The sequence below is a fragment of the Kitasatospora sp. NPDC090308 genome (genome assembly GCF_044769485.1).
GTDB classification, from domain to species: Bacteria; Actinomycetota; Actinomycetes; order Streptomycetales; family Streptomycetaceae; genus Kitasatospora; species Kitasatospora fiedleri.
In genome coordinates this window covers 1-25,700 of record NZ_JBIVXY010000031.1, presented here as the reverse complement: position 1 = coordinate 25,700, position 25,700 = coordinate 1, and the positions used below count along the sequence as shown (strand labels likewise).

General features: G+C 76.3%; 8 protein-coding genes. 2 read left to right on the top strand and 6 right to left on the bottom strand.

Annotated elements, in window-relative coordinates; genetic code table 11:
• The 6 genes from ACIQVD_RS33825 to argB form a co-directional block, all read right to left on the bottom strand.
• Positions 1 to 5,402: amino acid adenylation domain-containing protein (locus tag ACIQVD_RS33825; RefSeq protein WP_402292689.1), on the bottom strand; the 5,402-nt coding region annotated here is incomplete at its 3' end.
• Positions 5,403 to 5,458: 56 nt separating this feature from the next.
• Positions 5,459 to 17,905 carry an amino acid adenylation domain-containing protein gene (locus ACIQVD_RS33820; RefSeq protein WP_402292688.1) on the bottom strand — a complete coding sequence of 4,149 codons (12,447 nt, stop codon included), beginning with the start codon at positions 17,903 to 17,905 and terminating at the stop codon, positions 5,459 to 5,461.
• A 216-nt stretch (positions 17,906 to 18,121) separates the two neighbouring features.
• On the bottom strand, positions 18,122 to 19,117 hold the full coding sequence (locus tag ACIQVD_RS33815; protein WP_400680253.1) for an ABC transporter substrate-binding protein: 996 nt from the start codon (positions 19,115 to 19,117) through the stop codon (positions 18,122 to 18,124).
• Positions 19,118 to 19,188: 71 nt separating this feature from the next.
• On the bottom strand, positions 19,189 to 19,434 hold the full coding sequence (locus ACIQVD_RS33810; RefSeq protein ID WP_400680251.1) for a phosphopantetheine-binding protein: 246 nt from the start codon (positions 19,432 to 19,434) through the stop codon (positions 19,189 to 19,191).
• A 96-nt stretch (positions 19,435 to 19,530) separates the two neighbouring features.
• Positions 19,531 to 20,910, bottom strand: a complete 1,380-nt coding sequence (locus ACIQVD_RS33805) for a lysine N(6)-hydroxylase/L-ornithine N(5)-oxygenase family protein (protein ID WP_402292687.1) — start codon at positions 20,908 to 20,910, stop codon at positions 19,531 to 19,533.
• A 150-nt stretch (positions 20,911 to 21,060) separates the two neighbouring features.
• Positions 21,061 to 21,972, bottom strand: coding sequence for an acetylglutamate kinase (argB, locus tag ACIQVD_RS33800; protein ID WP_400681528.1), 912 nt, complete (start codon positions 21,970 to 21,972; stop codon positions 21,061 to 21,063).
• A gap of 386 nt (positions 21,973 to 22,358) precedes the next feature.
• Between argB and ACIQVD_RS33795 the strand changes: the two genes are divergently transcribed.
• Together ACIQVD_RS33795 and ACIQVD_RS33790 are read left to right on the top strand one after the other, a co-directional pair.
• A complete protein-coding gene (locus tag ACIQVD_RS33795) occupies positions 22,359 to 23,648 on the top strand; it encodes a ricin-type beta-trefoil lectin domain protein (RefSeq protein ID WP_402292686.1) in 1,290 nt (429 codons plus the stop codon).
• A gap of 201 nt (positions 23,649 to 23,849) precedes the next feature.
• Positions 23,850 to 25,523, top strand: coding sequence for a beta-1,3-glucanase family protein (locus tag ACIQVD_RS33790; protein WP_402292685.1), 1,674 nt, complete (start codon positions 23,850 to 23,852; stop codon positions 25,521 to 25,523).
• Positions 25,524 to 25,700: the final 177 nt, after the last annotated feature.

Below are 25,700 nucleotides of genomic sequence, written 5' to 3'. Positions count from 1 at the left end.
TGGCCCTCGACCAGCCAGAGCAGCTCCTCCCACGACATGTCGAAGGAGAACGACACCGTGTGGGCGATGCGAAGGCGACGGCCGCCGGCCGAGGCGACCACCGGGTCGAAGATCGCCTCGCGGTGGTTCAACTGCATGTTGGTCAGCCCGTGGTACGGCGTCACCACCCCCTTCGGGCGGCCGGTCGAGCCCGAGGTGAAGATCACGTACGCGGCGGCGTCCGGCTCGTACGGCACCCGGTACGGCTCGGCCGACAGCGCGGCCAGCTCGGCGACCACCGCCGGGTCGTCCAGCCGGACGGTGGCGGGGTGGGCGGGCAGCAGGGCGGCGGTGGCGGAGTCCGTCACCAGCACGACGGGGGCGGTGTCCTCGACCATGAACGCCAACCGGTCGGCCGGGTAGTCGAGTTCGAGCGGCAGGTACGCCGCACCGGCCCGCAGCACCGCGAACAGCGCCGCCACCATGTCCAACGACCGCGGCAACCCCAACGCCACCACCGTCTCCGGACCAGCCCCCCGCGCCGCGAACAACCGCGCCAACCGGTCCACCCGCGCATCCAACTCCGCGTACGACCACGACTCCGACCCGAACACCAGCGCCGTCTCCCCCGGCACCGACACCGCCCGCTGCGCCAACAACTCCGCCACCGACGCCGACGGCAACTCCCGCCCCGTCGAAGCCCACCCCGCCAGCAACTCCCGCTCCCCCGCCGTCAACACGTCCAGACTGCGGACGGGGCGGTCGGGGTCGGCGGTGAGCTGGTCGAGCAGGACGATCAGGCGCTGGGCGTGCTGTTCGACCTCGGTGCGGGTGAAGACGTCGGGGCGGTACTTCCACTCGAAGGTGAGCGCCTCGCCGGGGTTGGTGATGAAGATCAGCGGGAAGTGCGCGGCGTCGACGTCCTCGACCTCGCGCACGCCGAGGCGTTCGCGCAGTTCGGCCCGGGTGGCGGCGTCGGCGGGGGTGTTGCGGAGCACCTGGAGGGTGTCGAAGAGGCGGCCGAAGCCGGTGCCGCGCTGGATCGCGCCCAGGCCGGTCTGGTGGTGCGGCAGCAGCTCGGCCTGCTCGGCCTGGTGGCGGGCCAGGAACGCGGCGACGCCCTCGCCGCCGTCCAGGGTGGCGCGCACCGGGACGGTGTTGAGGAACATGCCGATGGTGCCGTCGATGCCGGGCAGTTCGGCGGGGCGGCCGGAGACGGTGGCGCCGAACACCACGTCCTGCCGGTTGGTCAGCCCGGCCAGCAGCAGCGCCCACGCGCCGGACAGCACGGTGTTCAGGGTGAGGCCGTGGGTGCGGGTGAACGCGCCGATGCGGGCGGTGAGTTCGGCGCTCAGCCGGGCGGTGACGGAGTGCGGCAGCAGCCCGGCCCGCTCGCGGGCCTGCGGGGCGAGCAGGGTCGGCTCGTCCAGGCCGGCCAGCGCCTCGCGCCAGGCCGCGGCGCCCTGCTCGGCGTCGCGGGCGGCCAGCCAGCGCAGGAACTCCCGGTAGGGCAGGCCGGGTTCGGGGGCGGGCAGGCCGGCGCAGCGGCTCAGCAGCTCCTGCAGGAACAGGCCGGAGGACCAGCCGTCCCAGAGCAGCGCGTGGTTGGTGACCAGGATGCGCTGCCCGCCGCCGGGGGCCAGCACCGAGACCAGGCGCAGCAGCGGCGGCGCGGCCGGGTCGAACCGGGTGGCGGCCTCGGTGTCCTTCAACTCCTCCAGGCGCGAGACGAACTGATCGTCCGTCAGGTCGGAGAGGTCGGTCTCGGTGAGCGGCACGTCGACGGCGCGCGGCACGAACTGGACCGGCCGGTCGGGGCCGGTCTGCAGGAAGCCGGCCCGCAGGTTGGGGTGGGCGTCCAGGACGGCGGCGACGGCGGCGCGCAGGGTCTCCGGCGGGACGCGGCGGTCGAGGGTGATGACGTCGCGGGCGGTGTAGACGTCCACGGCGCTGTCGTCGTAGTCGGCCTCGAACAGCAGACCCTCCTGGAGCGGGGAGACCGGCCAGACCTCCTCGATCTCCAGGTGCGGGGCGGCGGCCCGGACGGCGGCGAGTTCGGCCTCGGTGGCGGCGGGGAGCTCGGGCAGCGCGGGCCCGGCGGTGGCAGCCTCCCGGCTGTCGGCGAGGGCGGCCAGCGCGGCGGGGGTGCGCCGCTCGAAGACGTCGCGCGGGCTGAGGGCGAGACCCTCGGCGCGGGCGGCACCGATCAGGCGGATCGAGGAGATCGAGTCGCCACCGAGCCGGAAGAAGTCGTCCTCCGCACCGACCGCACCGACCGCACCGACCGGTTCGCCGTCGCCGTCACCGCCACCGTCACCGTCGCCATCAGCGGCGGCGGCTCCGGCGGCCACGGACAGGCCGAGCACCTCGGCGTACAGCTCGCACAGCAGCTGCTCGGTCGCGGTCTCGGCGGCGCGCGAACCGGCCGCGCCCGCGTAGTCGAGGGCGTCCTCGGGGAGCGCGGCGCGGTCGAGCTTGCCGTTGACGGTCAGCGGCAGGGCGTCCAGCACGGCGAACGCGGAGGGCACCATGTACGCGGGCAGCCGGGCGGCCAGCGCGGCCCGGACCTCGGCGGTGTCCAACTCGCCCGCGCCGGAGGGCACCAGGTAGGCGACCAGCCGGTCGACGGGGCCGCGCCGGACCAGCACCGCGCCGTGCGCGACGGCCGGGTGCTCGGCCAACGCGGCCTCGATCTCGCCGAGTTCGATCCGGTAGCCGCGGATCTTCACCTGCTCGTCGGCCCGGCCCAGGTAGTCGAGCGTGCCGTCGGGGCGGCGGCGCACCAGGTCGCCGGTGCGGTACATCCGGCTGCCCGGCTCGCCGAACGGGTCGGCGACGAACCGGCCCGCGGTCAGGCCCGGCCGGCCCAGGTAGCCGCGCGCCAACTGCACGCCCGCCAGGTACAGTTCGCCGGGCGCGCCGTCCGGCACCGGCCGCAGCAGCGCGTCCAGCACGTACGCGCTGCCGCCGGCGAGCGGGCGGCCGACGGCCGGGGTCGGGCTGTCGGCGAGGTCGGCGACCAGGGCGTCCACGGTGAACTCGGTCGGGCCGTAGTAGTTGAGCACCGTGGTGCCGGGCGCGGCGCGCAGCGCCTCGCGCAGCTGCGTCCACAGCGCCTCGGGCAGCGCCTCGCCGCCGAGCAGCAGCACCGGTGGGCGGTGCTCGCCGGTCAACAGGCCGCTGTCCAGCAGCTGTTGGGCGTAGGTGGGGGTGACGTCCAGGGCGTGGACCCGCTCGGCGCGGGTGTAGGCGACGACGGCCTCGGCGTCCCGGCGGTCGTCCTCGCCGAGCAGGTGCAGTTCGTGGCCGCCGAGCAGCCAGATCAGCTGCTCCCAGGAGGAGTCGAAGGAGAACGAGGCGGTGTGCAGGGCGCGCAGCCGCGGCTCCCCGGTGGCGGCCTCGGCGGCGGCGCGGGCGGCGGCGAACTCGCGGGTCAGGTGGTCGTGCGCGAGGTTGGCCAGGCCCGCGTGGGTGAGCACCACGCCCTTGGGGCGGCCGGTGGAGCCGGAGGTGTGGATGACGTACGCGGCCTGCGCGGGGGCGACCGGGACGGTCACCGGCGCGACGGGCGCGGCGAGCCGGGCCCGGACGTCCGGGTCGTCGAGCAGCACGACGGTGGCGGCGGGGTGCTCGGGCAGCCGGGCCAGCACGGCGCGGGTGGTGAGCAGGACGGCGGGGCGGGCGTCGTCCAGCAGCAGGGCCAGCCGCTCGTCGGGGTGGTCGAGGTCCATCGGCAGGTAGGCGCCGCCGGCCCGCAGCACGGCGAGCAGCGCGGTGACCGCCTCGGTGGAGCGCGGCAGGGCGAGGGCGCAGAGCTGTTCGGCGCGCAGGCCCCCGGCCAGCAGCAGGTGGGCCAACGCGTCGACGTCGGCGTCGAGTTCGGGGAAGGTGCGGGTGGTGCGGGTGCCGTCGAGGGCGGGGCCGACCAGGGCGCGGGCGGCGGTGCCGCTCCCGGCGGCCTCGGCGGCGCGCTCGCGCAGCAGGGCGTCGATGCCCGGCGGCGGGACGGCGGGCAGTGCGGGGCCGGCGGTGGCGGCGGGCAGCGCGGCGCGTTCGGCGGCGGTGAGCAGGTCGAGGCGGGCCAGCGGGGTGTCCGGGTCGGCGGCGAAGCGCTCGACCAGGGCGAGGAAGCGCTCGGCGACGGTGGCGACCGTCCCGGCGTCGAACACGTCGGGCCGGTACTCGAGTTCGAGCCGCAGGTCGGCGCCGGGCAGCAGGGTCAGGCCGAGCGGGTAGTGGGTGGCGTCGCGGGCGCCGAGCGCGGTGACGGTCGGGCCGCCGGTGCCGGCCAGCGCGGTCTTCAGCGCCTCGCCGCCGCCCTGGTAGTTCTCCACCACCAGCAGGGTGTCGAACAGTGCGCCGTCCGCCCCGGCGGCGCGTTGGATGGCGGCCAGGCCGAGGTGCTGGTGCTCCATCAGCTCGGCCTGCGCGTACTGCACCTCCGCGGCGGCGGCGGCCAGGGTGGCACCGGCGGCGGGGCGCACCCGGACGGGGACGGTGTTGATGAACAGGCCGACCATGCCCTCCGCGCCCGGCAGGTCGGCGGGGCGGCCGGAGACGGTGGTGCCGAACACGGTGTCGGTGCTGCCGGTGAGCGCCCCGACCAGCACGCCCCACAGCGTGTACGCGACGTTGCCCAGGGTCAGCCCCCGGGCGCGGACGGCGGCGGCGAACCGGGCGGTCAGCTCGGTCCCGGCCTGCCGGACGATCAGCCCGGGTTCCACCGCGCCCGCCCCGGCGATCGCCGGGGCGACCGGGTGCGGGGTGTCGAACCCGGCGAGGGCCGCCGCCCAGGCCCGCTCGGCGGCGGCGGTGTCCCGGGTGGCCAGCAGCGCGAGGTGGTCCCGGTAGGGGCGCACCGGCGGCAGCTGCTCGCCCCGGTAGAGCGCGAGCAGCTCGCGCACCACGATCGGCATCGACCAGCCGTCCAGCAGCAGGTGGTGGCAGGTCAGCACCAGCCGGTGCCGGTCGGCGCCCAGCCGCAGCAGGGCGAAGCGCAGCAGCGGCGGCGCGTCCAGCTCGAACGGGCGCCGCCAGTCGGCGTCCATCTCCCGCTGCACGGCGTCCGGCCCGCGCTCGGCCAGGTCGGCGACCCGCAGCGGGGTCTCCACGGTGCGCTGGACGAACTGCAGGACGTCCTGCGGGTCCTCGTACCAGAACCCGACCCGCAGGTTGGCGTGCCGCTCCAGCAGCGCGTCCACGGCGGCGGCCAGCCGGGGCACCTCGACCGGCCCGGCCAGGTCGAGGTGCGACTGCACCACGTACACGTCCCGCGCGGCGTCGTCGTACAGCGCGTGGAACAGCAGGCCCTCCTGGAGCGAGGACAGCGGGTACACGTCCTCCAGGTCCGACGGGGCCGCACCGGTCGCACCGGTCGAGCCGGACGCCTGCGGGTCGTCGTGCGGGGTGGTGGAGTCGTTCATCGCGGGGTTCTCAGTCCTGGGCTCGGAGGAGTGGTGGGTGGGGGGCGCGGGGGTGGTCATCGGCGGCGGCGCCCGCGCAGCTTGGACTCCAGCCGGTCGAGCTGGGCCTGCTTGAGGGTGACCAGCGGCGGGTTCGCCGCGGCCGGGACGGCGGCGCTGCCGCCGGTGCCGGTGCCGGTGCCGCTGTCGGTGCCGATCCGGCGGTCGGCGGTGGCGAGGGCACCGAGGGCGCCGAGGGCGTCCAGCGCGGCGAGCCAGGCGTCGGCGATCCCGGCCGCCTCCGCCTCGGTCAACAGGGCCTGCGGCCAGGACAGTTCGACCGCCAGCTCGGGCCGGCCGTCCCGGTCGGCGACGACCACGGCGTCGATCTCCAGCGGGTACCCGACCGGGGCCGCCGGGTCGGGTCCGGCCCCGGCGGCGACCGCCGCGCGTTCGGGGGCCGGGGCGAGCGGCCAGCCGCCGGCCGACGGGGCGGCCTGGTCGGTGCGGCCCCGGTAGTTGAACAGCACCGGGGAGGCCGGGGCGGCGGCCAGCAGCGGGGCGGTCTGCGGGTTGAGGTGGCGCAGCAGGCCGTGGCCGAGCCCCTTGTCGGGGGCGGCGCGCAGCTGCTCCCGGACCCGGTCCAGCGCGTCCGCGGTGGCGGCGGGGTCGAGTCCGGCCAGGTCGAGGCGGACGGGGTGGACGGTGGTGAACCAGCCGACGGTGCCGGACAGGTCGGGGGTGTGGCCGTCGTGGCCGCCGCGGCCGTGGCCCTCCAGGTCGAGCTGGAGCGCGGGGGCCGCGTCGGGCCGGGTGCGGGCCAGGCCGAGGACGAGGGCGGCGAGCAGCAGTTCGTCGGTGCCGGTGCCGGGGACGGCGAGCAGCGGGGCGGTGCGGTCGGCGGGCAGGGTGCGGCGCAGGGTGCGCAGGGTGGCCGCGGTGTCGCGGGCCGGGTCGGCGGTCAGGTGGGCGAGCGGCCCGGGCGGGCCGGTGAGCGCGGTGCGCCAGTGGGCGGTCTCGGCGAGGCGGGTGCGCTGCTGGGCGTGGGTGTGCAGGTGGGCGGCCCAGTCGCGGAGGGCGACGGGTTCGGGGGCGAGGGCGGGGCGGCGGCCGGCGGCGGCCTCGCGGTGGGCGGCGGCCAGGCGCGGGAGCAGGATGCGCCAGGAGACGCCGTCCACGGCGAGGTGGTGGACGGTCAGCAGCAGCCGGCCCTCGGCCTGTTCGCCCGCGTCGAACCAGACGGCGCGCAGCATCCGCCCGGTGGCCGGGTCGAGGGCGTCGGCGGCCCGGTCGGCCTCGGCGGTGAGCCGTTCGGCGCTGGGGCCGCCGGGGGCGGGGACGCGGCGCAGCAGGGCGGGGTCGGCGGTGGGCGGGAGGATCTGCTGGGTCCACAGGCCGTCGGTGTCGTCCAGCGCGGTGCGCAGCGCGGGATGGGCCTCGACCAGGGCGGCGAGCGCGGTGCGCAGCGCCTGCTCGCCGAGTCCGCCGGGGACGGCGAGCAGCACGGACTGGTTGAACCGCCGGACCGGGCCGCCGCGTTCGCGCAGCCAGTGCACGACGGGCAGCAGCGGCACCGGGCCCTCGACCGGGACGGCGGCGGGGGCGGCCGGGGCGGCGGACGCGGTGGGCTCGGTGGGCGCGGCGGGTGCGGCGCCGCCGAACGCGGCGGTCAGCGCGGCGGGCGTCGGGTGCTGGAAGACGTCCTTGGTGGTGATCGCGTACCCGGCGTTCCTGGCCCGGCTGACCACCTGGAGCGAGACGATGCTGTCGCCGCCGAGCGCGAAGAAGTTCTCCTCCTCGCCGACCTCGGCCAGACCCAGCACCTCCGCGAACACCCGGGCGAAGGCGGAGGGCCCGCGCCGGGCCGGAGCCTGGGCGGCGGCGGCCTGGACGGCGGTCGGGGCGGTGGCCGGGCCGGCGGGCTGCCGTCCGGGGTCGGGCAGCGCCTTGCGGTCGAGCTTGCCGTTGACGGACAGCGGCAGGGCGGCGAGTTCCACCACCACGGCGGGCACCAGGTGCTCGGGCAGGGTCGCGGCCAGCGCGGCCCGCGCGCCGTGGCCGGTGGCGCCGGAGCCGGCGGCGGGCACCACGTACCCGACCAGTTGCCGGGTGCCGCCGGCGAGCTGCCGGACCGCGACCGCCGCCTGGGCGATGCCGGGGACGGCGGCGAGGGCGGCCTCGACCTCGCCGAGTTCGATCCGGAAGCCGCGGATCTTGACCTGGTCGTCGGTGCGGCCCAGGTACTCGACGCTGCCGTCGATCCGGTAGCGCACCAGGTCGCCGGTGCGGTACATCCGCTCGCCGGGCCCGCCGTAGGGGTCGGCGACGAAGCGGGACGCGGTCAGGCCGGGGCGGCCCAGGTAGCCGCGGGCCAGCTGGACGCCCGCGAGGTAGAGCTCGCCGGGGACGCCGACCGGGCAGGGGCGCAGCGCGGCGTCCAGCACGTGCAGGCGGGTGTTCCAGGCGGGTCGGCCGATCGGGACGGTGCCCGCGCCGGCCCAGGCCCGGTGGTGGGTGACGTCGACGGCGGCCTCGGTGGGGCCGTACAGGTTGTGCAGTTCGATCTGCGGCCAGAGCGCCAGGAAGCGGTCGACGGCGGCGGCGGGCAGCGCCTCGCCGGAGCAGAACACCCGTCGCACGGTGGCGAACCGGCGGCGCAGGGCCGGGTCGCTCTCGGCGGCGGCGGTGAACGCGGCGAGCATGGACGGCACGAAGTGGCAGGTGGTGACGGCGGCGCGGGCGGTCAGGTCGGCCAGCTGGGCGGGGTCGCGGTGGCTGCCGGGGCGGGCCAGCACGACGCGGGCGCCGACGGTCAGCGGGAGGAAGAACTCCCAGACCGAGACGTCGAACCCGGCCGGGGTCTTCTGCAGGACGCGGTCGGCGGCGCCGATCGCGTACAGCTCCCGCATCCACTCCAGGCGGTTGACGATGGCCCGGTGGGTGACGACCACGCCCTTGGGGCGGCCGGTGGAGCCGGAGGTGAAGATGACGTAGGCGGCGTGTTCGGGGCCGGGCTCGGTGAGGACGGCGTCCCGCGGGCCGGTGGCGTCGACCGGCAGGACGGGGACGCCGTCCACCGCCGGGACGGCGTCGGTGGCGCCGGGCAGGGTGAGCACGCAGACCGGGCGGGCGTCCTCGATCATGCCCGCGAGGCGTTCGGCCGGGTACTCGGTGTCCAGCGGCAGGTAGGCGGCGCCGGCCCGCTCCACGCCCAGCAGGGCGACCATCAGGTCGGCGGAGCGCGGCACGGCGACGCCGACCACGGCGTCCGGCCCGGCGCCGCGGGCGGTCAGCGCGCCCGCCAAAATTCCTGCCTTCTCCCACAGTTGACGGTAGGTCAGCTGCTCGCCCTCGAAGTCGACGGCGACCGCGTCGGGCGCGGCGGCGACCTGTTCGGCGATCCGGCTGACCAGGGTGCCCGCGCGGACCGGGATGGCGGTGGCGTTCCACTCCCCCGCCAGGCCGCGCAGCTCCTCGGCGGAGGTGGGTTCGATCCGGGCGACCGGCTGGCGGGGGTCGGCCAGGGCCTGGTCCAGGACGCGCAGCAGGCGGGTGCCGAACAGGCGGGCGGTGGCCCGGTCGAACAGGTCCTCGGCGTGGATGACGGTCAGGTCGGTGCGGGTGCCGTCGGCGGACTCCACGAAGGTGAACGCCAGGTCGAAGCGGGCGGCGTGCACCGGGTCGGGCAGCAGGGCGGTGCGGGCGCCGAGCAGGCGGTCCAGGCCGCCGGCCTCCTTGCGGTACTGCACCATCACCTGGAACAGCGGGTGGCGGCCCAGGCTCCGTTCGGGGTTGACCAGTTCGACCAGGCGGTCGAAGGGCAGCTCCTGGTGGGCGAGCGCGCCGAGCACGGTCTCCCTGGCGCGCTCCACCAGTTCGGTGAAGGCCGGGTCGCCGCTCAGGTCGTGGCGCAGCACCAGGGTGTTGACGAAGAAGCCGACCAGCTGCTCCAGCGCCTCGTCGCCGCGTCCGGCCACCGGCGCGCCGAGCGCGACGTCGGCGGTGCCGGACAGCCGGCCCAGCAGCAGGGCGGCGGCGGCCTGCACCACCATGAACGGCGTCGCGCCGCTGGCGCGGCTGAACTCGCCCAGCCGGGACTGGAGTTCGGCGGGCAGGGCGAGCCGGACGGCGCCGCCGCGCCCGCTGGCCTCGGCGGGGCGGGGGCGGTCGGCGGGCAGCGCGAGTTCGGCGGGCAGCCCGGCCAGCCGCTCGGCCCAGTACGCGGACTGCTCCTGCATCGGCCGTTCGGCCTGCCACAGCGTGTGGTCGGCGAACTGGAGCGGCAGCGGCGGGAGTTCGGGGGCGCGCCCGGCCCGGCGGGCGGCGTACGCGGCGTCCAGGTCGCGCAGCAGCACACCCTCGGACCACTCGTCGCCCGCGATGTGGTGCAGGGCCACGCTCAGCACGTGGCGGTGCGGTCCGGCGCTGAGCAGCACGGCGCGCACCGGGATCTCCCCGGCCAGGTCGAAGACGTACGCGCCGGCGGCGGCGGTCTCGGCGTCCAGCCGGTGCCCGGCCACCTGGCGGACCTCGAACGGCACCCCGGCCTGCTCGGCGGTCAGGACGCGCTGGTGGGGGCGGCCGTCCTGCTCGGCGCAGACGGTGCGCAGCGCCTCGTGCCGGGCCAGCACGTCGCCGAACGCGGCCTTCAGGGCGTCGGCGTCGAGTTCGCCGTCGATCCGCAGGGCGCACGGGATGGTGTAGGCGGTGGACGGGCCCTGGAGGCGGTCCAGGAACCAGAGCCTGGCCTGCGCGGGGGCGAGCGGGACCAGCTCGGGGCGCGGGCGGGCGGTGAGGGCGGCGTAACCGGTGGCGGCGTCCTCCAGCCGGGCGGCGAACGCGGCGGGGGTGCGGGCCTCGAACAGGGCGCGGATGGCGACCTCGGCGCCGAGCGCGGCGCGCAGTCGGCCGACCACCCGGGTGGCGAGCAGCGAGTGGCCGCCGAGGGCGAAGAAGTCCTCGTCGACGCCGACCGCGGGCAGGCCGAGCACCTCGGCGTACGCCTCGCACACCAGCCGTTCGCGCTCGGTGCGCGGGGCCCGGCCGGCCGGGGCGGCGTAGGCGTCGGCGCCGGGCTCGGGCAGCGCCTGGCGGTCGAGCTTGCCGTTGACGTTCAGCGGCAGCGCGTCCAGCACGACCAGCGCGGCGGGCACCAGGTACTCGGGCAGCGCCTCGCCGAGCGCCTTGCGCAGCGCGGCGGGGTCGGCGTCGGTGCCGGGGGTGGGCACGACGTAGCCGATCAGGCGCTTGGCGCCGCCGGGGGCGGGGCGGACCACGACGGCGGCCTGGGCGACGCCGGGCAGCGCGGCGAGCGCGGCCTCGGCCTCGCCGGGTTCGACCCGGAAGCCGCGGATCTTGACCTGGTCGTCCTCGCGGCCCAGGTAGTCCAGGCTGCCGTCGGGGCGGTGCCGGACCAGGTCGCCGGTGCGGTACATCCGCTCGCCGGGCCCGCCGTACGGGTCGGCGACGAAGCGGGACGCGGTCAGCGCGGGCCGGTTGCCGTAGCCGCGGGCCAGGCCGGGCCCGGCGACGTACAGCTCGCCGGGGGTGCCGGGCGGGACGGGGCGCAGCCGGGCGTCCAGCACGTAGGTGCGGGTGTTGCCGATCGGCCGTCCGACGAAGGGGGTCGGGCTGGCGGCGAGGTCGGCGCCGAGGGTGTCGACGGTGTACTCGGTGGGGCCGTAGAAGTTGTGGCCGAGCACGCCGGGGGTGGCCCGGATGCGCCGCCACAGGGTGTCGCCGACGGCCTCGCCGCCGACCAGGAACAGCAGCGGGCGGTGCGCGGGGTCGTCCAGCAGGCCCCACTCGACGAGCTGGGCGCCGAAGGACGGGGTGACGTCCAGGGTGTCGATCCGGTCGACCGTCAGGCGGGCCGCGAGGGCCTGCGGGTCGCGGCGCAACTCCTCGCCGTAGACGTGCAGTTCGTGGCCGAGCAGCAGCCACAGCAGCTGCTCCCAGGAGGAGTCGAAGGAGAACGAGGCGGTGTGCGCGGCGCGCAGCACGCGCCCGCCGGCGGCGGCGACGGCCCGGGCGAAGACGGTGCCGCCGTGGTGCTCCAGCAGGTTGGCCAGGCCGCGGTGCGGGACCTGCACGCCCTTGGGGCGGCCGGTGGAGCCGGAGGTGTGGATGACGTAGGCGAGGTGGCCGGGCTCGGGGCGGACGGGTTCGGCGTCCAGGGTGCCGAGTTCGGCGAGCGGGACGGCGCCGAGTTCGGCGTCGGCCAGCGCGGGGCGTTCGGCGGCGAGTTCGGCGGTGGTGAGGGTGAGCAGCGGGGCGGCGTCGGCGAGCATCAGGGCGATCCGCTCGTCCGGGTGGTCGAGGTCGACCGGCAGGTAGGCGGCGCCGGCGGCGAGCACCCCGAGCAGGGCGGCGACCAGGTCGGCGGAGCGCGGCAGGGCGAGGGCGACCACGGTGTCCGGGCGGGCGCCGAGCGCGGCCAGGTGGCGGGCGTAGGTGTCGACCCGGTCGGCCAGTTGACGGAACGTCAGCCTCTCGGCGCCGTGCACGACGGCGGTCCGGTCGGGGTGGGCGGCGGCGGTGGCCCGGAAGGCGTCGACCACGGTGCCGGGGGGCACCGGGCGGCCGGTGGCGTTCCAGGCGTCCAGCGCGGTGTGCCGCTCCTCGGCGGTCAGCACCTCCAGCGCGCCGACGGGGGTGCCGGGTTCGGCGGCGATGGCGGCGAGCAGGCGCAGCAGGCGGGCGGCGATGGCGGCGGCCCGGTCAGGGGCGAAGGTGTCGGGGCGGTACTCGACGGTGAGCTGCGGGTGCTCGCCGGGCAGCACCAGGACGGTCAGCGGGTAGTGGGTGGCGCCCCGGTTGCCGATGCCCGCGACGCGCACCGCTCCGGCGGCCAGTTCGCCGGGCCGCATCGGGTAGTTCTCGAACACCAGCAGGGTGTCGAACAGGGTGCCGTGCCCGGCGGCGGCCTGGATCTGCGCCAGGCCCAGGTACTGGTGGTCGAGCAGCGCGGCCTGCGCCTGCTGGAGGCGGGCCAGCGCGTCGGCGACCGGCTCGTCCTCGTCGAGCGTGCAGCGCACCGGGAGGGTGTTGCTGAACAGGCCCACCGCGGCCTCCACGCCCGGGAGTTCGCCGGGTCGGCCGGAGACGGTGGTGCCGAACACCACGTCGGTACGGCCGGTGAGGCGGCCCAGCAGGATCGCCCAGGCGCCCTGCACCAGGGTGTTGAGGGTCAGGCCGTGGCGGCGGGCGGTGGCGGTGAGCGCGGCGGCCAGCTCGGCCGGGATCGGCAGCTCCAGTTCGCGGGCGGCCCCGGCGCCCTCCCCGGGGGCGGTCGCGCCCAGGGCGTCGGCGAGCAGGGTGGGGCCCTCCAGGCCGGCCAGGGCGCGGTGCCAGGCGGCGGTGTCGGCGTCCGCGTCGCGTCCGGCCAGCCAGGCCAGGTGGTCGGCCCAGCGCGGGGCGGCGGGCAGCTCCTCGCCCCGGTAGGCGGTCAGCACCTCGCGCAGCAGCACGGGCGTGGACCAGCCGTCCATCACGATGTGGTGGCGGGTCAGCAGCAGCCGGTGCCGCTCGGGGCCGAGCGCGAGCAGCGCGCAGCGCACCAGCGGGGGCCGGGCCAGGTCGAAGCGGCGGGCGGCCTGCTCGTCGGCGATCCGGGCGGCCTCGGCGGCCTGCCGGTCGGCGTCGAGCCCGGACAGGTCGTGCTCGGTCCACGGGACGGGGGCCGGGGCGGCGAGGGCCTGCACGGGCTCGCCGGCGGCGGTGAGCGCGAAGGCGGCGCGCAGCGCGCCGTGCCGGGCCACGGCGGTGTCCACGGCCCGCACCAGGGCGGCGCGGTCCAGCGGGCCGTCCAGGTCGAGCGAGGTGAGCGAGGTGTAGGTGGCGTCGTCGCCGGCGGGCAGCATCCGGTCGTGGAAGAGCAGGCCCTCCTGGAGCGGGGAGAGCGGCAGCACGTCCTCCAGGCCCGGGTAGCGGGCGGCGAGGGCGTCCAGGTCGGCCTGGGCGACGGGGGCGAGCGGCACGTCGGAGGGGGTGGGCGCGGCGGCGTCCGGGCGGGCCGCCCAGCGGGCGAGGGCGTCCAGCCGGTCGAACCACTCCTCGGCCAGCGCCCGGACCTCGGCCTCGCCGAACAGCGCCTCGGGCCAGGTGAGTTGGACGGTCAGCTCGGGGCCGTCGGCCCGCTCGTGGACGAACGCGCCGATCTCCAGGGCGTGTCCGCAGGGCCGGTCGGGGTCGGTGGTGGCGGTGATCGCGTCCCCGGCCTCGGGGGCGGGCGTCCAGGGCTCGCCGCTCGCGCCGAACCGGCCCAGGTAGTTGAAGAGCAGCCGCGGCTCGGGGGCGTCGGCGAGGGCGAGCGCCCCGGCGGCGTCCAGGTGGCGCAGCAGGCCCCAGCCGGTGCCCGCGTTGGGCAGGGCGCGCAGCCGCTCCTTGACCTCGGCGAGCGCAGCGCCGGGCTCCTGGCGGCCGGCCAGGTCGAGGTGCAGCGGGAACTCGCTGGTCAGCCAGCCGACGGTGCGCGAGGTGTCGGCGCCGGGGACGAGCTGGTCCTCGCGGCCGTGGCCCTCCAGGCGCAGCAGCAGGGTGGTGGCGGCGGCGTCCCCGTGCAGGGCGCGGCGGCGTTCCTGCACGGCCAGGGCGAGGCCGGTCAGCAGGACGTGGTCGACGCCGGCCCGGCGGGCGGCGGGGACGGTGGTGAGCAGCGGCGCGGTGCGCCCGGCGGGCAGGGTGAGCCGCAGCCGGCGGGTGCGGGCGGCGGTGTCGCGGCGCGGGTCGAGCGGCGCCTCGGCCAGCAGCGGGGCCTGTGGGTGCGCCGACTGCTGCTTCCAGTACGGGAGTTCGGCCTGCACGGCGGGGCTCGCGGCGGCGTCGGCCAGGCCGTGCGCCCAGGCCCGTGGCGAGGTCGGTACGGGGGCGAGCGGGCGTCCCTGGTAGGCGTCCCGCAGGTCGGGCAGCAGGATGCGCCAGGAGACGCCGTCGACGGCGAGGTGGTGCACCACCAGCACCAGCAGCCCGGACCGCTCGGGCCCGGCGTCCAGGTGCACGGCCTGGAGCAGCACGCCGAGGCCGGGGTCGAGCCGGCCGGCGGCGGCCTCCCGTTCGACCTCGGCGGCGGAGGTCAGCTCGGCGGCCTCGACCCGCAGCTGGCGCAGCAGTTCGGCCCCGGGCAGGGCCGCGGCGGGCCGGACCTCCAGCGTCCAGTCCGGCGCGGTCCCGGCGGTGGCGGCGGGGGTGGTGTGCAGGCGCAGCCGCAGGGCGTCGTGGTGGGAGGTGAGGGTGTCGAGGGCGGCGGCGAGGCGGTCCGGGTTGAGTCCGGCGGGGACGGTGAGTGTGACGGCCTGGCCGAACCGGCCGATCGGGCCGCCCTGGTGGCGCAGCCACTCGCCGATGGGGGTGGCGGGCAGCGGGCCCTCGCGGTCGACGGCGGGGGCGGCCGGGGCGGCGGGCGCCGGGGCGTCGAGCGGGGTGAGTGCGGTGGCGATCCGGGCGACGGTGCGCCGGTCGAAGACGGTGCGCGGGGTGAGGGCGAGCCCGGCGTGCCGGGCCCGGCCGGCCAGCTGGATGGCGGAGATGCTGTCGCCGCCGAGCGAGAAGAAGTTGTCGTCGGCGCCGACCTGGTCCACCGGCAGGCCGAGGACCTCGGCGACCAGCGCGGCCAGGATGCGCTCGGTCGCGGTGCGCGGCGCGGTCGGTCCGGCCGGGTCGGCGGACGGCGCGGGCAGCGCCTTGCGGTCGAGCTTGCCGTTGACGGACAGCGGCAGGGCGTCCAGGCCGACCAGCACGGCGGGGACGAAGTACTCGGGCAGGGTGAGCGCCAGCCGGTCGCGCAGCGCCTGCGGGTCGGCGGCGGGGGGCACCACGTAGCCGACCAGCTGCCGTGCGCCGCCGGGGAGTTGGCGCACCGTGACGGCGGCCTGGTCGACACCGGGCAGGGCGGCGAGGGCGGCCTCGACCTCGCCGAGTTCGATCCGGAAGCCGCGGATCTTGACCTGGTCGTCGGTGCGGCCCAGGTACTCCACCGCGCCGTCGGGGCGGTGGCGGACCAGGTCGCCGGTGCGGTACATCCGCTCGCCGGGCCCGCCGTACGGGTCGGCGACGAAGCGGGACGCGGTCAGGCCGGGGCGGCCCAGGTAGCCGCGGGCCAGCTGCACACCGGCCAGGTACAGCTCGCCGGGGACGCCGACCGGGCAGGGGCGCAGCGCGGCGTCCAGCACGTACAGGCGGGTGTTCCAGACCGGGCGGCCGATCGGGACGGTGCCCGCGCCGGGGGCGGTGCGGTGGTGGGTGACGTCGACGGCGGCCTCGGTGGGGCCGTACAGGTTGTGCAGCGGGACGTCGGGGAGGGCGGCGTACCAGCGCTCGACGGTGTCGGCGGGCAGCGCCTCGCCGGAGCAGAAGGCGCGGCGCAGGGTGGCGCAGCGGTCGGCGAGGCCGGGCTCCTCCAGGAAGGCCCGCAGCATGGAGGGGACGAAGTGCAGGGTGGTGACGGCCCGTTCGGCGATCAGGTCGGCGAGGTAGCCGGGCTCCTTGTGGCCGTCGGGGCGGGCCAGCACGACGGTGGCGCCCTCGCACAGCGCCCAGAAGAACTCCCAGACCGAGACGTCGAACCCGGCCGGGGTCTTCTGCAGGACGCGGTCGTCGGCGGTGAGCCGGTACGCGTGCTGCATCCACTCCAGGCGGTTGACGATGGCCCGGTGGGTGACGACGACGCCCTTGGGGCGGCCGGTGGAGCCGGAGGTGTAGATGACGTAGGCGGCGTGGTCGGGCCCGGCGGGCACCGGTGCGGCCCGGGGCGCGTCGGGCTCGCGGGCGTCGAGCAGCAGGGCGCGGGAGCGGGCCCCGGCCGGGAGCCGGTCCAGGACGGCGCCGACGGTGAGGACGCGGACCGGGTCGGCGTCCTCGACCATGCCGGCCAGCCGCTCGGCGGGGTGGTCGGTGTCCAGCGGCAGGTAGGCGGCGCCGGCCCGCTCCACGCCCAGCAGGGCGACCATCAGGTCGGTGGAACGCGGCACGGCGACCGCGACCACGGTGTCCGGCCCGGCCCCGTGCGCCGCCAGCTCCTCGGCCAGGTCGCCCGCACGGAGCCAGAGTTGACGGTACGTCAGCTCACCGTCGGGGGCGGTCACGGCCGGGGCGTCCGGGGTCCGTTCGACCCGGGCGGCGATCCGCCCGGCCAGGGTGCCGGGCGGCACCTCCCGCGCGGTGGCGTTCCAGCGCTCCAGGACGTCCGCGCGCTCCTCGTCGGCGAGCAGTTCCAGGGTGCCGAGCGGGCGCTGCGGCTCGGCCGCCAGGCGCTCCAGCAGGGCGGTGAACCGGCTGGCGTGCAGGGCGAGTTCGGCCTCGGTGTAGAGCAGCGGGTTGGCGTCGAACTCCAGCCGGAGCCGGTGGTCGGGGGTCTTGGCGACGGAGAGCGAGAGGTCGTCGACCGGGCCGGCCGCGAGGTTGACGGTGTGGCCGGGGCTGCCCGCGAAGTCCAGGTCGAGGTCGAAGGGCTTGATGTTGAGCAGCGGCCCGTACAGCCGCCCGTCGGTACCGACCAGGCCGAGCGCGCGGCGCAACTCCTCGCCCCGGTACAGCTGGTGGCGCCGGACGTCCTTCAGCTCGGCGGCCGAGCGGCGCAGCAGGGCGTCGAAGCCGTCGGCCGGGTCGACGGCCAGCCGCAGCGGCAGGATGTTGACGGCCATGCCGACCACCCGCGGGGTGCCGGGCGCGGTGCGGGCCATCAGGTGCAGGCCGAGGACGGGGTCGGCGGTGCCGGTCATCCGGTGCAGGTAGGCGGCGAGGGCGGCGTGCGCGGCCTCGGCCCAGGTCGCCCGGGCGGCCTTGGCGGCGGCCAGCACGGGGGCGGTGCGCCCGGCGTCCAGGGTGATCCGGTGGCGGAGCGCGGCGGGCGCGGCGGCGGCCTGCTGCTCGGTGAGGGCGCGGACCTCCGGGCGGTCGGCGTGGCGGGCCAGCCACCAGTCGCGGTCGGCCGCCGCGGACTCGCCCCCGGCGTAGGCCCGTTCGGCCTCGCGCAGGACGGCGGCGGGCCGCAGCGGGCTGTCCGGGACGGCGTCCCCGGCGACCAGTGCGGTGTACACCTCGGCGACCCGGCGGGTGAACAGGGCCACGCCGTAGCCGTCGATCACCAGGTGGTGGAACCACTGGAACCACAGGTGCCGCTGCTCGCCGGTGCGCACCAGCAGCGCGCCGTGCAGCGCCTCGCGCTCCAGGTCGGCGGGGCGGGCGAGCTGGCGGCGGACCAGGTCGACGGCGGCCTGCTCGGGGTCGGTGGCGGCACTGGTGTCGAGCCGGGCGAGCGTCCAGGCGTCGGGGTCGAAGCGGCGCCGGCGGGCCCGGTCGGTGCCCTCGGCGACGGCCAGGTGCAGTCCGTCGGACTCGGCGAGGGTGCGGGCGAGGGCGGCTTCGAGCAGGTCGGGCTGGAGCGGGCCGTCGATCCGGACGTACTGGCCGACGTTGTGGGCCGGGCTGCCGGGGTCGATCCGTTGCGCGGAGAGGACGCCGGCCTGGGCGGCCGTCAGCTCCTCCCGGTCGCCGTGCTCGGCCTGCGTGGTCGTGGTGCCAGCCATGGTCCGGCCCTTCCCGGTGTCGGCGGCCGCCGGGCCCGGTGTGGGCGCGGGCCGGGGCCGCGGCGTGGTGCTCGTGCGTCGTGCTCGTGCGTGGTGCTCGTGCGAGGGGTGCCCGCGCGGGGGCTGCCCGTACGGGGTGCTCGCGCGAGGGGTGGTGGTGCGGGGAACGCGTCGGGCGGGCCGCTGCCGCAAGCGGCCCGCCCGACTGCGCGGGGGCTACTGGCCCTTGAGGATGGTCTCGATCTGGTCGAGGACGTCGATCGAGGTGCCGTAGCGGTCGGTGGTGGCGTACGTCAGCGGGACGACCTTGCCGGCCTTGACCGCCTTGAGGTTCTGCCAGGACGGCTGCTTGTCCAGGTCCTTGGTGTCCTGCGGGACCTCGCCGGTGGCGGCCGTCCTCGGGATCAGGATGATGTCGGCGTCGGCGAGCACGTCGAGCTTCTCCACCGAGTAGGTGACCTCGTGGTCGGTGGTGTCGGCGGACGCCTGGGAGAACGTGGCGCCCGCGTCGGCCAGCACCCGGCCGACCCAGGAGCTGGCGGTGTCGACCAGGAACTCGCCGCCGCCGTAGGAGGAGGCGATGGTCCACTTGGTCGAGTTGAGCTTGTCCGCGTAGTCGGTCTTGATCTTCGCGGCCTTGGTGTCGTAGTCGGACTTCAGCTTCTTGAACTCCGCCTCCTTGCCGACCGCGGTGGCGATCTTCTCCTGCGCGTTCAGCAGGTCGACCGGCTTGTCGATGCCGAAGTACAGGGTGGGGGCGATGCCTTCGAGCTTGCTGACGCCCCAGTCGAACGCGGTGGCGCCCTCGACGACGATCAGGTCCGGGCGCAGCGAGGCGACCTTCTCGATGTTGATCTCGATGCCGGAGCCGATCGGCTCGATCTTCTTGGCGGCCTCGGTCTGCGAGGGCAGCAGCTCCATCGGGTTGTTCTCGTCGATGGTGCTGGTGCCGACCGGCTGCACGCCCAGGTCGAGCAGCGCGCCGGTGGCGTACGAGATGCTGACGATCCGCTTGACGCCCGCCGGGACGGTGATCTTGCCGTTGGTGGCCTCGACGGTGACCGGGCCGGCGCTGTTGACGGCGCCGCCGCTCGGGGCGGCGTCCTTGCCGCCGCCGTCGCCGCTGGAGCCGCAGGCCGTGGCGGCGAGCGCGACGGCGGCGGCCGCGGCGAGCGCTCTGGCGGTGCGGGAGGTCAGGGCGCGGGTGTTCATGGTTCTCCTAGCGGGGGTGGTACGGGCGGCGGGTCGTGCGCTGCGGGCGGTGGACGGTGCGCGGGCGCGGGTCAGGTACGGGTCAGGTACGCGGACCAGGCCAGCAGGGTGGGCGCGGTGCCGAGGTCGGCCAGGTCGGCGAACTCGACCCGGGCGCCGCGGGCGCGCCAGGTCTCGACCAGGTGCATCACCCGCATCGAGTCCAGGCCGAGGTCGCGCAGGTCGTCCTCGTCGTGGATGTCCTCGGGGCGCTCGCCGAGCAGGTCGGCGATCTCGGCGCGCAGCGTGTCGGGGTCGAAGCCGGCGGGGGCGGTCATGTCGTGGGGTCCGTTCCGGAGGTGACGCGGGGTCGGGGTGGGCCAGCTGGGGCGGCGCGCGGTGCGGGCCCCGGCGGCGCGCGGGCGCAACCGGGCTCAGGCCGTGGCGGCGGCGGTCGCGGCGGCGGTCGCGGCGCCGCGGGCCCGCAGGTCGCGGCCGGCCCGGCGCAGCAGCATCGAGTCGCGGATCTCGCCGGAGCGCACGGCCAGCGTGGAGAGCAGCGAGGAGGTGATGCCGTGGGTGTGCTCGGTGCCGCCCTGGAGGTAGATGCCGACGTCGAGGCGGTCGTCGGTGAGCACCCGGTGGTCGCGGTCGACCCGCAGCCGGCCCTGTTCGTCGGTGCGGCAGGCGGCGGCGAGCTGCTCGCCGAGCAGTTCGCGCGGGTCGACGTGGGTGTACCCGGTGGCGAGCACCACCGCGTCGCACTCCAGGACCTGCTCGCGGCCGGTGGTCAGCGAGCGGACGTGCGCCCGGGCGCCGTCGGGGCCCTCCTCGGCGGCGGTCAGCCGGGTGGCGTTCAGGATCCGCAGGCGCTCGTGCCCGGCGACCTTCTCCTGGTACGCGGTGCGGTACAGCGCCTCGATCAGCTCGCCGTCCACCACCGAGTAGTTGGTGTTGGCGTGCTGGGCCAGCAGGGTCCGCTTGGCGGTCTCGGGCGCGGCGTAGAACTCGTCCACGGCCGACGGGTCGAAGATCCGGTTGGCGAACGGGCTGTCGTCGGCGGGGCTGTAGCCGTACCGGGTGAGGACGGCGCAGACCTCCGCCTCGGGGAAGGTGCGGTGCAGGAACTCGACGGCCTCGGCGGCGGACTGCCCGGCGCCGACCACGGCGATCCGCCGGTGCTTGAGCGGGCGCTGCGCCAACTCCGGTGCGCGCAGCAGCAGGTCGCGGGTGTGCCAGAGGTGCGCGCCGGTGCGGACGCCCTCGGGCAGCCGGGGGGTGAGGCCGGTGCCGACCGCGATGTTGCGGGCGGGCCGCACCCGGCGGTCGCCGCCGCCGAGGGCCTCGGAGACCACCTCGACCTGCTCGGTGCGGCCGTCGGGCCCGGTGACCGGGCGGATGCCGGTGACGGTGCGGGCGTAGCCGACCCGGTCGGCGAACTCGGCGGCGCACCACTCGAAGTAGTCGTGGAACTCCAGCCGGGTCGGGTAGAAGGTCTTCAGGTTGATGAAGTCGGCGAGCCGGCCGCGCTCCTGGAGGTAGGACAGGAAGGTGAAGCGGCTGCGCGGGTCGCGCTGGGTGACCAGGTCCTTGAGGAAGGAGACCTGCATGGTCGCGCCGTCCAGCAGCATGCCCCGGTGCCAGCCGAAGCCCTCCTGGCGCTCCAGGAAGCTGGCCCGCAGCGGGGGTTCGCCGGCGGACCGGTTGTGGTCGTCGACCGCGATCGCGAGGGCGAGGTTGGCGGGGCCGAAGCCTATGCCGACCAGGTCGTCGACATCCCCGTCCGTGCGGACCGCCTCGTTCTCCAGCGACATGCGCGTCCTTCCCTCTTCCCGGTACCGGTGCGGTGGGGGCGGGTGGACCCGCACCCCCTTTTTACTTTGGTAAGGCTTGCCTAACTTCTCTTACCGCGGGCGGCTGAGTCAAGTTCAGTCCGCGCCGCGGCCAGCGCCTTTGCCCGCGGGCTACCGGCCGGCGAGCACCGCGCCCGCGTCCGAACCCGCGCCGGCGACCGCCCCCGCGCCCGCCTCCGGGCCGCGGACCACCCGGGTGCCGGGCGCGGCCGGGCCGAACGCCCGCAGCACCGCGTCGGGCTCCCGCCCGTCCAGCACCCGCACCTCGCCGACCCCGGCGCGCAGCGCCGCCAGACAGGCCGTCATCTTGGGCACCATGCCACCCGCCAGCCCGGGCAGCATCCGGGCCAGCTCACCGGCCGTCAGCTGCCCGATCGGGCCGCCCTGCGGGGGCCAACTCCGGTACAGGCCGGGCACGTCGGTGAGCATCAGCAGCGCCCGCGCGCCGAGCGCCCCGGCCACCGCCGCGGCGGCCGTGTCGGCGTTCACGTTGTAGACGGCGCCGTCGGAGCGGTCGGCGGCGGGGGCGATCGAGGAGAGCACCGGGATCCGGCCGTCCGCGAGCAGGGCGTCCAGCAGCCCGGTGCGCACCTCGGCGACCTCGCCGACCCGGCCCAGGTCGACCCGCCGCCCGTCCGCCCGGCCCCAGCGGCGGACCGCCGCCAGGGTGCCGGCGTCCTCGCCGGTCAGGCCGACGGCGAACGGGCCCTGCGCGTTGAGCAGGCCGACCAGTTCGCGCTGCACCCGTCCGGCCAGCACCATCCGGACCTCGTCCATCACCTCGGGCGTGGTGACCCGCAGGCCGCCCGCGAACGGCGCGCTCACGCCGATCCGGCTCAGGTGCGCGTCGATCTGCGGGCCGCCGCCGTGCACCACCACCGGGCGCAGTCCGGCGTACCGCAGCAGCACCACGGAGCGGGCGAAGGACGCCTTCAACTCCCGGTCCACCATGGCGTTCCCGCCGAACTTCAGCACCACGGTCGCGCCCCGGTGGGCCCGCAGGCCGGCCAGGCAGGACAGCAGGTCGGGGCCCGGCTCCGGACCCCGTCCGGGCCTCGGTCCCGAGTCCTTCCCCGAGTCCGACGACTCCGCGCACAGTCCGGCCACCGCTCGCCTCCCACGCTCCTAGCGCCACCCCGGTCAGTTAGGCAAGGGTTACCTTACATGTCGTCCGGACCGCTGCCCAGCACGCCTCGGCGAGGCACCCGCCACCCCCGAGAGAGCGCTCTCACGAGTCTCTGTCCGGCCAACCGGCGTCAGCCTCCAAGTCCTGAACGCCAGTTACCGCCGGAGCTCGGGAAAATCGGCCGTTCTTTGACGTTGCCATGCCGATATCCCGTCCGTACGATTCAGGCCAACCGGCGGAGGCGCCCCGCCGCAGAGAGCGCTCTCAGACAAAGGATTCCTCCATGGCTGCTGCCACCCGCACGCGCCGTTGGTCCCTCGGCGGATTCGTGCTCCTCGTCGCCACCACCCTGGTGGCCGCCGCACCGTTCGGCACCTCCCCCACCGGTGCCGCCCGGGCCGCCGCCGTCGCCCCGGCCGCCGCCCCGGTGGCCGCCGGCAGCTGGGGCGACGACTTCGACGGACCGGCCGGCTCGGCCGTCGACCCCGCCAAGTGGACGCTGGAGACCGGTGGTTCGGGCAACGGCAACCACGAGTTGCAGTACTACACGGCGGGCGCCGCGAACGCCGCGCTGGACGGCCAGGGCCACCTGGTGATCACCGCCAAGCGCAACTCCGACCCGGGCCTGTCCTGTTGGTACGGCACCTGCCAGTACACCTCGGCCCGGCTGAACACCGCCCGCACCTTCACCCAGGCGTACGGGCACTTCGAGTCCCGGATCAAGATCCCGCGCGGGCAGGGCATCTGGCCCGCCTTCTGGATGCTCGGCAACGACCTCTCCACCGCGGGCTGGCCCACCAGCGGCGAGCTCGACGTCATGGAGAACATCGGCCGCGAACCGGGCACCGTGCACGGCACCATCCACGGCCCCGGCTACTCCGGCGCGGGCGGCATCGGCGCCCCGTACAGCCTGCCCGGCGGGCAGTCCTTCGCCGACGCCTTCCACACCTTCGCCGTCGACTGGAGCCCCACCGCCATCACCTGGTCCGTGGACGGCACCGCCTACCAGACCCGCACCCCCGCCGACCTCGGCGGCAACCGCTGGGTCTTCGACCACCCGTTCTTCGTGATCCTCAACCTCGCGGTCGGCGGCGACTGGCCCGGCAACCCCGACGGCTCCTCCACCTACCCGCAGACCATGACCGTCGACTACGTGCACACCACCACCTGGGGCGGCAGCACCGGTGGTACCTACACCGGCCGGATCACCGGCCCCGGCGGCATGTGCGCGGACGTGGCGGGCGGCTCCAGCGCCGACAGCACCCCCGTCCAACTGCACAACTGCACCGGCGCCGCCGCCCAGCAGTGGACCGTCGGCAGCGACGGCACCGTCCGCGCCCTCGGCAAGTGCCTGGACGTCGCCGCCGCCTCCCACAACGACGGCGCGGCGATCCAGCTCTACACCTGCAACGGCACCAGCGCCCAGCAGTGGACGCACCGCTCCGGCAACGACTTCCTCAACCCCGGCTCCGGCAAGTGCCTGGACTCCCCGAACGGCTCCGCCGCCGACGGCACCCGGCTCCAGCTGTGGACCTGCAACGGCTCCGCCGCGCAGAAGTGGACGCTCGGCTGACGCCCGGTCAGCCCTGACCCGGTCCGCTCGCCGGCGCCCCGGCACCCGACCACGGGCCGTCCCCCACCGGCCCCTTCCCCGCGCGGCCGGCCGCGTCCGGCACCTACCGCCGGCCGGCCGCGCCCCTCACCGCACCTCCGCACCGCACCACCCGCGCGTCCCTTCCTCCCCTCCCCCCGCCCGAGAGGACTCCCCCACGCCATGACGCACCGCCCCCCGGCGAAGCTCTCCCGCCGCACCCTGCTGGCCGCCGCCACCCTCGCCCTGCCCGCCGGCTACCTGGCGTTCGGCGGCGGCGAGGCCCAGGCGCAGACCCCGGCGACCCTGGCGCTCGACCTCGCCAACACCACCGGCAACAACACCGTCTACGCCTACGTGGTCGGCCGCGACCCGGCGGCCGGCGGCGGCTGGGCCTTCCTCCAGTCCAACGGCTCCAGCCTGTACCACCCGCCGAACCCGGCCAACGACCAGACCCCGCTGGGCGTGGACTGCGCGATCGCGCTGAACGCCTCGGGGGCCGCGCCGCGCCGGGTGACGCTGCCGCACCTGGACAGCGGACGGATCTACTTCTCGGTCGGCGCCAAGCTGACCTTCCTGATGAACCGCGGCGGCGGCCTGGCCCTGCCCTCGGTGGTCAACCCGAGCGACCCGAACATCGACGTCCGGCACGACTTCTGCGAATTCACCTTCAACAACGACCAGTTGTTCGGCAACATCACCTTCGTCGACATGGTCTGCCTGCCGATCGCCTTCCAGCTGGAGGTCTCCGGCGGCGCCACCCAGACGGTGCGCGGCCTGCCCTCCGACGGCCTGGCCCGGGTCGCGTCCGCGCTGCGCGCCCAGTCCTCCGCCGACGGCTCGGACTGGAGCAAGCTGGTCGTCAACCGCGGCGGCGGCGACCTGCGGGTGCTCGCCCCGAACCTGGCGATCCGCGGCAACAGCGCCCTGTTCAGCGGGTACTTCGAGCCCTACGTCGACCAGGTGTGGAGCAAGTACGCGAGCACCGACCTGCGGATCGACACCCAGTACACCTGGGGCGCGTTCACCGGCCGGGTCAGCGGCAACACGCTCACCTTCCCCGGTGCCGGGTCCTTCGCCAAGCCGTCCACGCTGGCGATCTTCTCCTGCAGCGACGCGCCGTTCACCACCGGCAACGACCTGATGGGCAACCTGAGCGCCCGGCTGGCCGCCGCGTTCAACCGCACCACGCTGCTCAGCAACCCCAACCAGCCCACCGGCGAGAATCCGGCCGCGTTCTACACCCAGGCCCGCACCAACCACTACGCCCGGATCCTGCACTCCACCACGCCCGACGGCCTCGGCTACGCCTTCCCGTACGACGACGTCCACCCGGCGGGCGTCGACTTCGAGGGCAAGGTGCAGTCCGGCAGCCCCACCCGCTGGGTGATCACCGTCGGCGGCCTGGCGGGCGGCGGTGGCGGCAGCACCACCCCGCCGCCGAGCGGGGGCGGCAGCGCGTTCGCCACCGTGCAGGCCGAGTCGTACACCGCGCAGTCCGGCGCCCAGACCGAGACGTGCTCCGACACCGGCGGCGGCACGGACGTCGGCTGGCTGTCCAACGGCGACTGGCTGCGCTACTCGCTGGACTTCGGCTCCGCCGGCGCCACCCGGATCGACGCCCGGGTCGCCTCCGGCGCGGCGGCCGGCGTCAGCGGCCTGGTCCAGGTCCGCCTGGGCAGCCCCACCGCGACCCCGGTCGGCAGCTTCGCCGTCGGCAACACCGGCGGCTGGCAGACCTGGACGACCGTCCCGGCCGACCTGAGCCGGATCACCGGGTCCCAGACGGTCTACCTGACCTTCAGCAGCGGCCAGCCCGCCGACTTCGTCAACCTCAACTGGTTCAAGTTCTCCTGACGCCCGGAGCAGCGGGGGGGGGGGGGGGGGGGGGCGGGGGGGGGGGGGCCCCCCCCCCCCCCCCCCCCCCCCCCCCCCCCCCCGCCCCTGCTCTCCGCGCGGTGCGCCCGCGCGTCAGATCCGGGCCAGGTCGGCCGCGCCGGCGATGCCCGCGGCCGAACCCATCGACGCCAGCAC

Bases quoted from the DNA above. Each gene is read 5' to 3' on its own strand.
- ACIQVD_RS33790 (WP_402292685.1), top strand. From the start codon at position 23,850: ATGACGCACCGCCCCCCGGCGAAGCTCTCCCGCCGCACCCTGCTGGCC.
- ACIQVD_RS33815 (WP_400680253.1), bottom strand. From the start codon at position 19,117: ATGAACACCCGCGCCCTGACCTCCCGCACCGCCAGAGCGCTCGCCGCG.
- ACIQVD_RS33810 (WP_400680251.1), bottom strand. From the start codon at position 19,434: ATGACCGCCCCCGCCGGCTTCGACCCCGACACGCTGCGCGCCGAGATC.
- ACIQVD_RS33795 (WP_402292686.1), top strand. From the start codon at position 22,359: ATGGCTGCTGCCACCCGCACGCGCCGTTGGTCCCTCGGCGGATTCGTG.
- ACIQVD_RS33805 (WP_402292687.1), bottom strand. From the start codon at position 20,910: ATGTCGCTGGAGAACGAGGCGGTCCGCACGGACGGGGATGTCGACGAC.
- ACIQVD_RS33820 (WP_402292688.1), bottom strand. From the start codon at position 17,905: ATGGCTGGCACCACGACCACGCAGGCCGAGCACGGCGACCGGGAGGAG.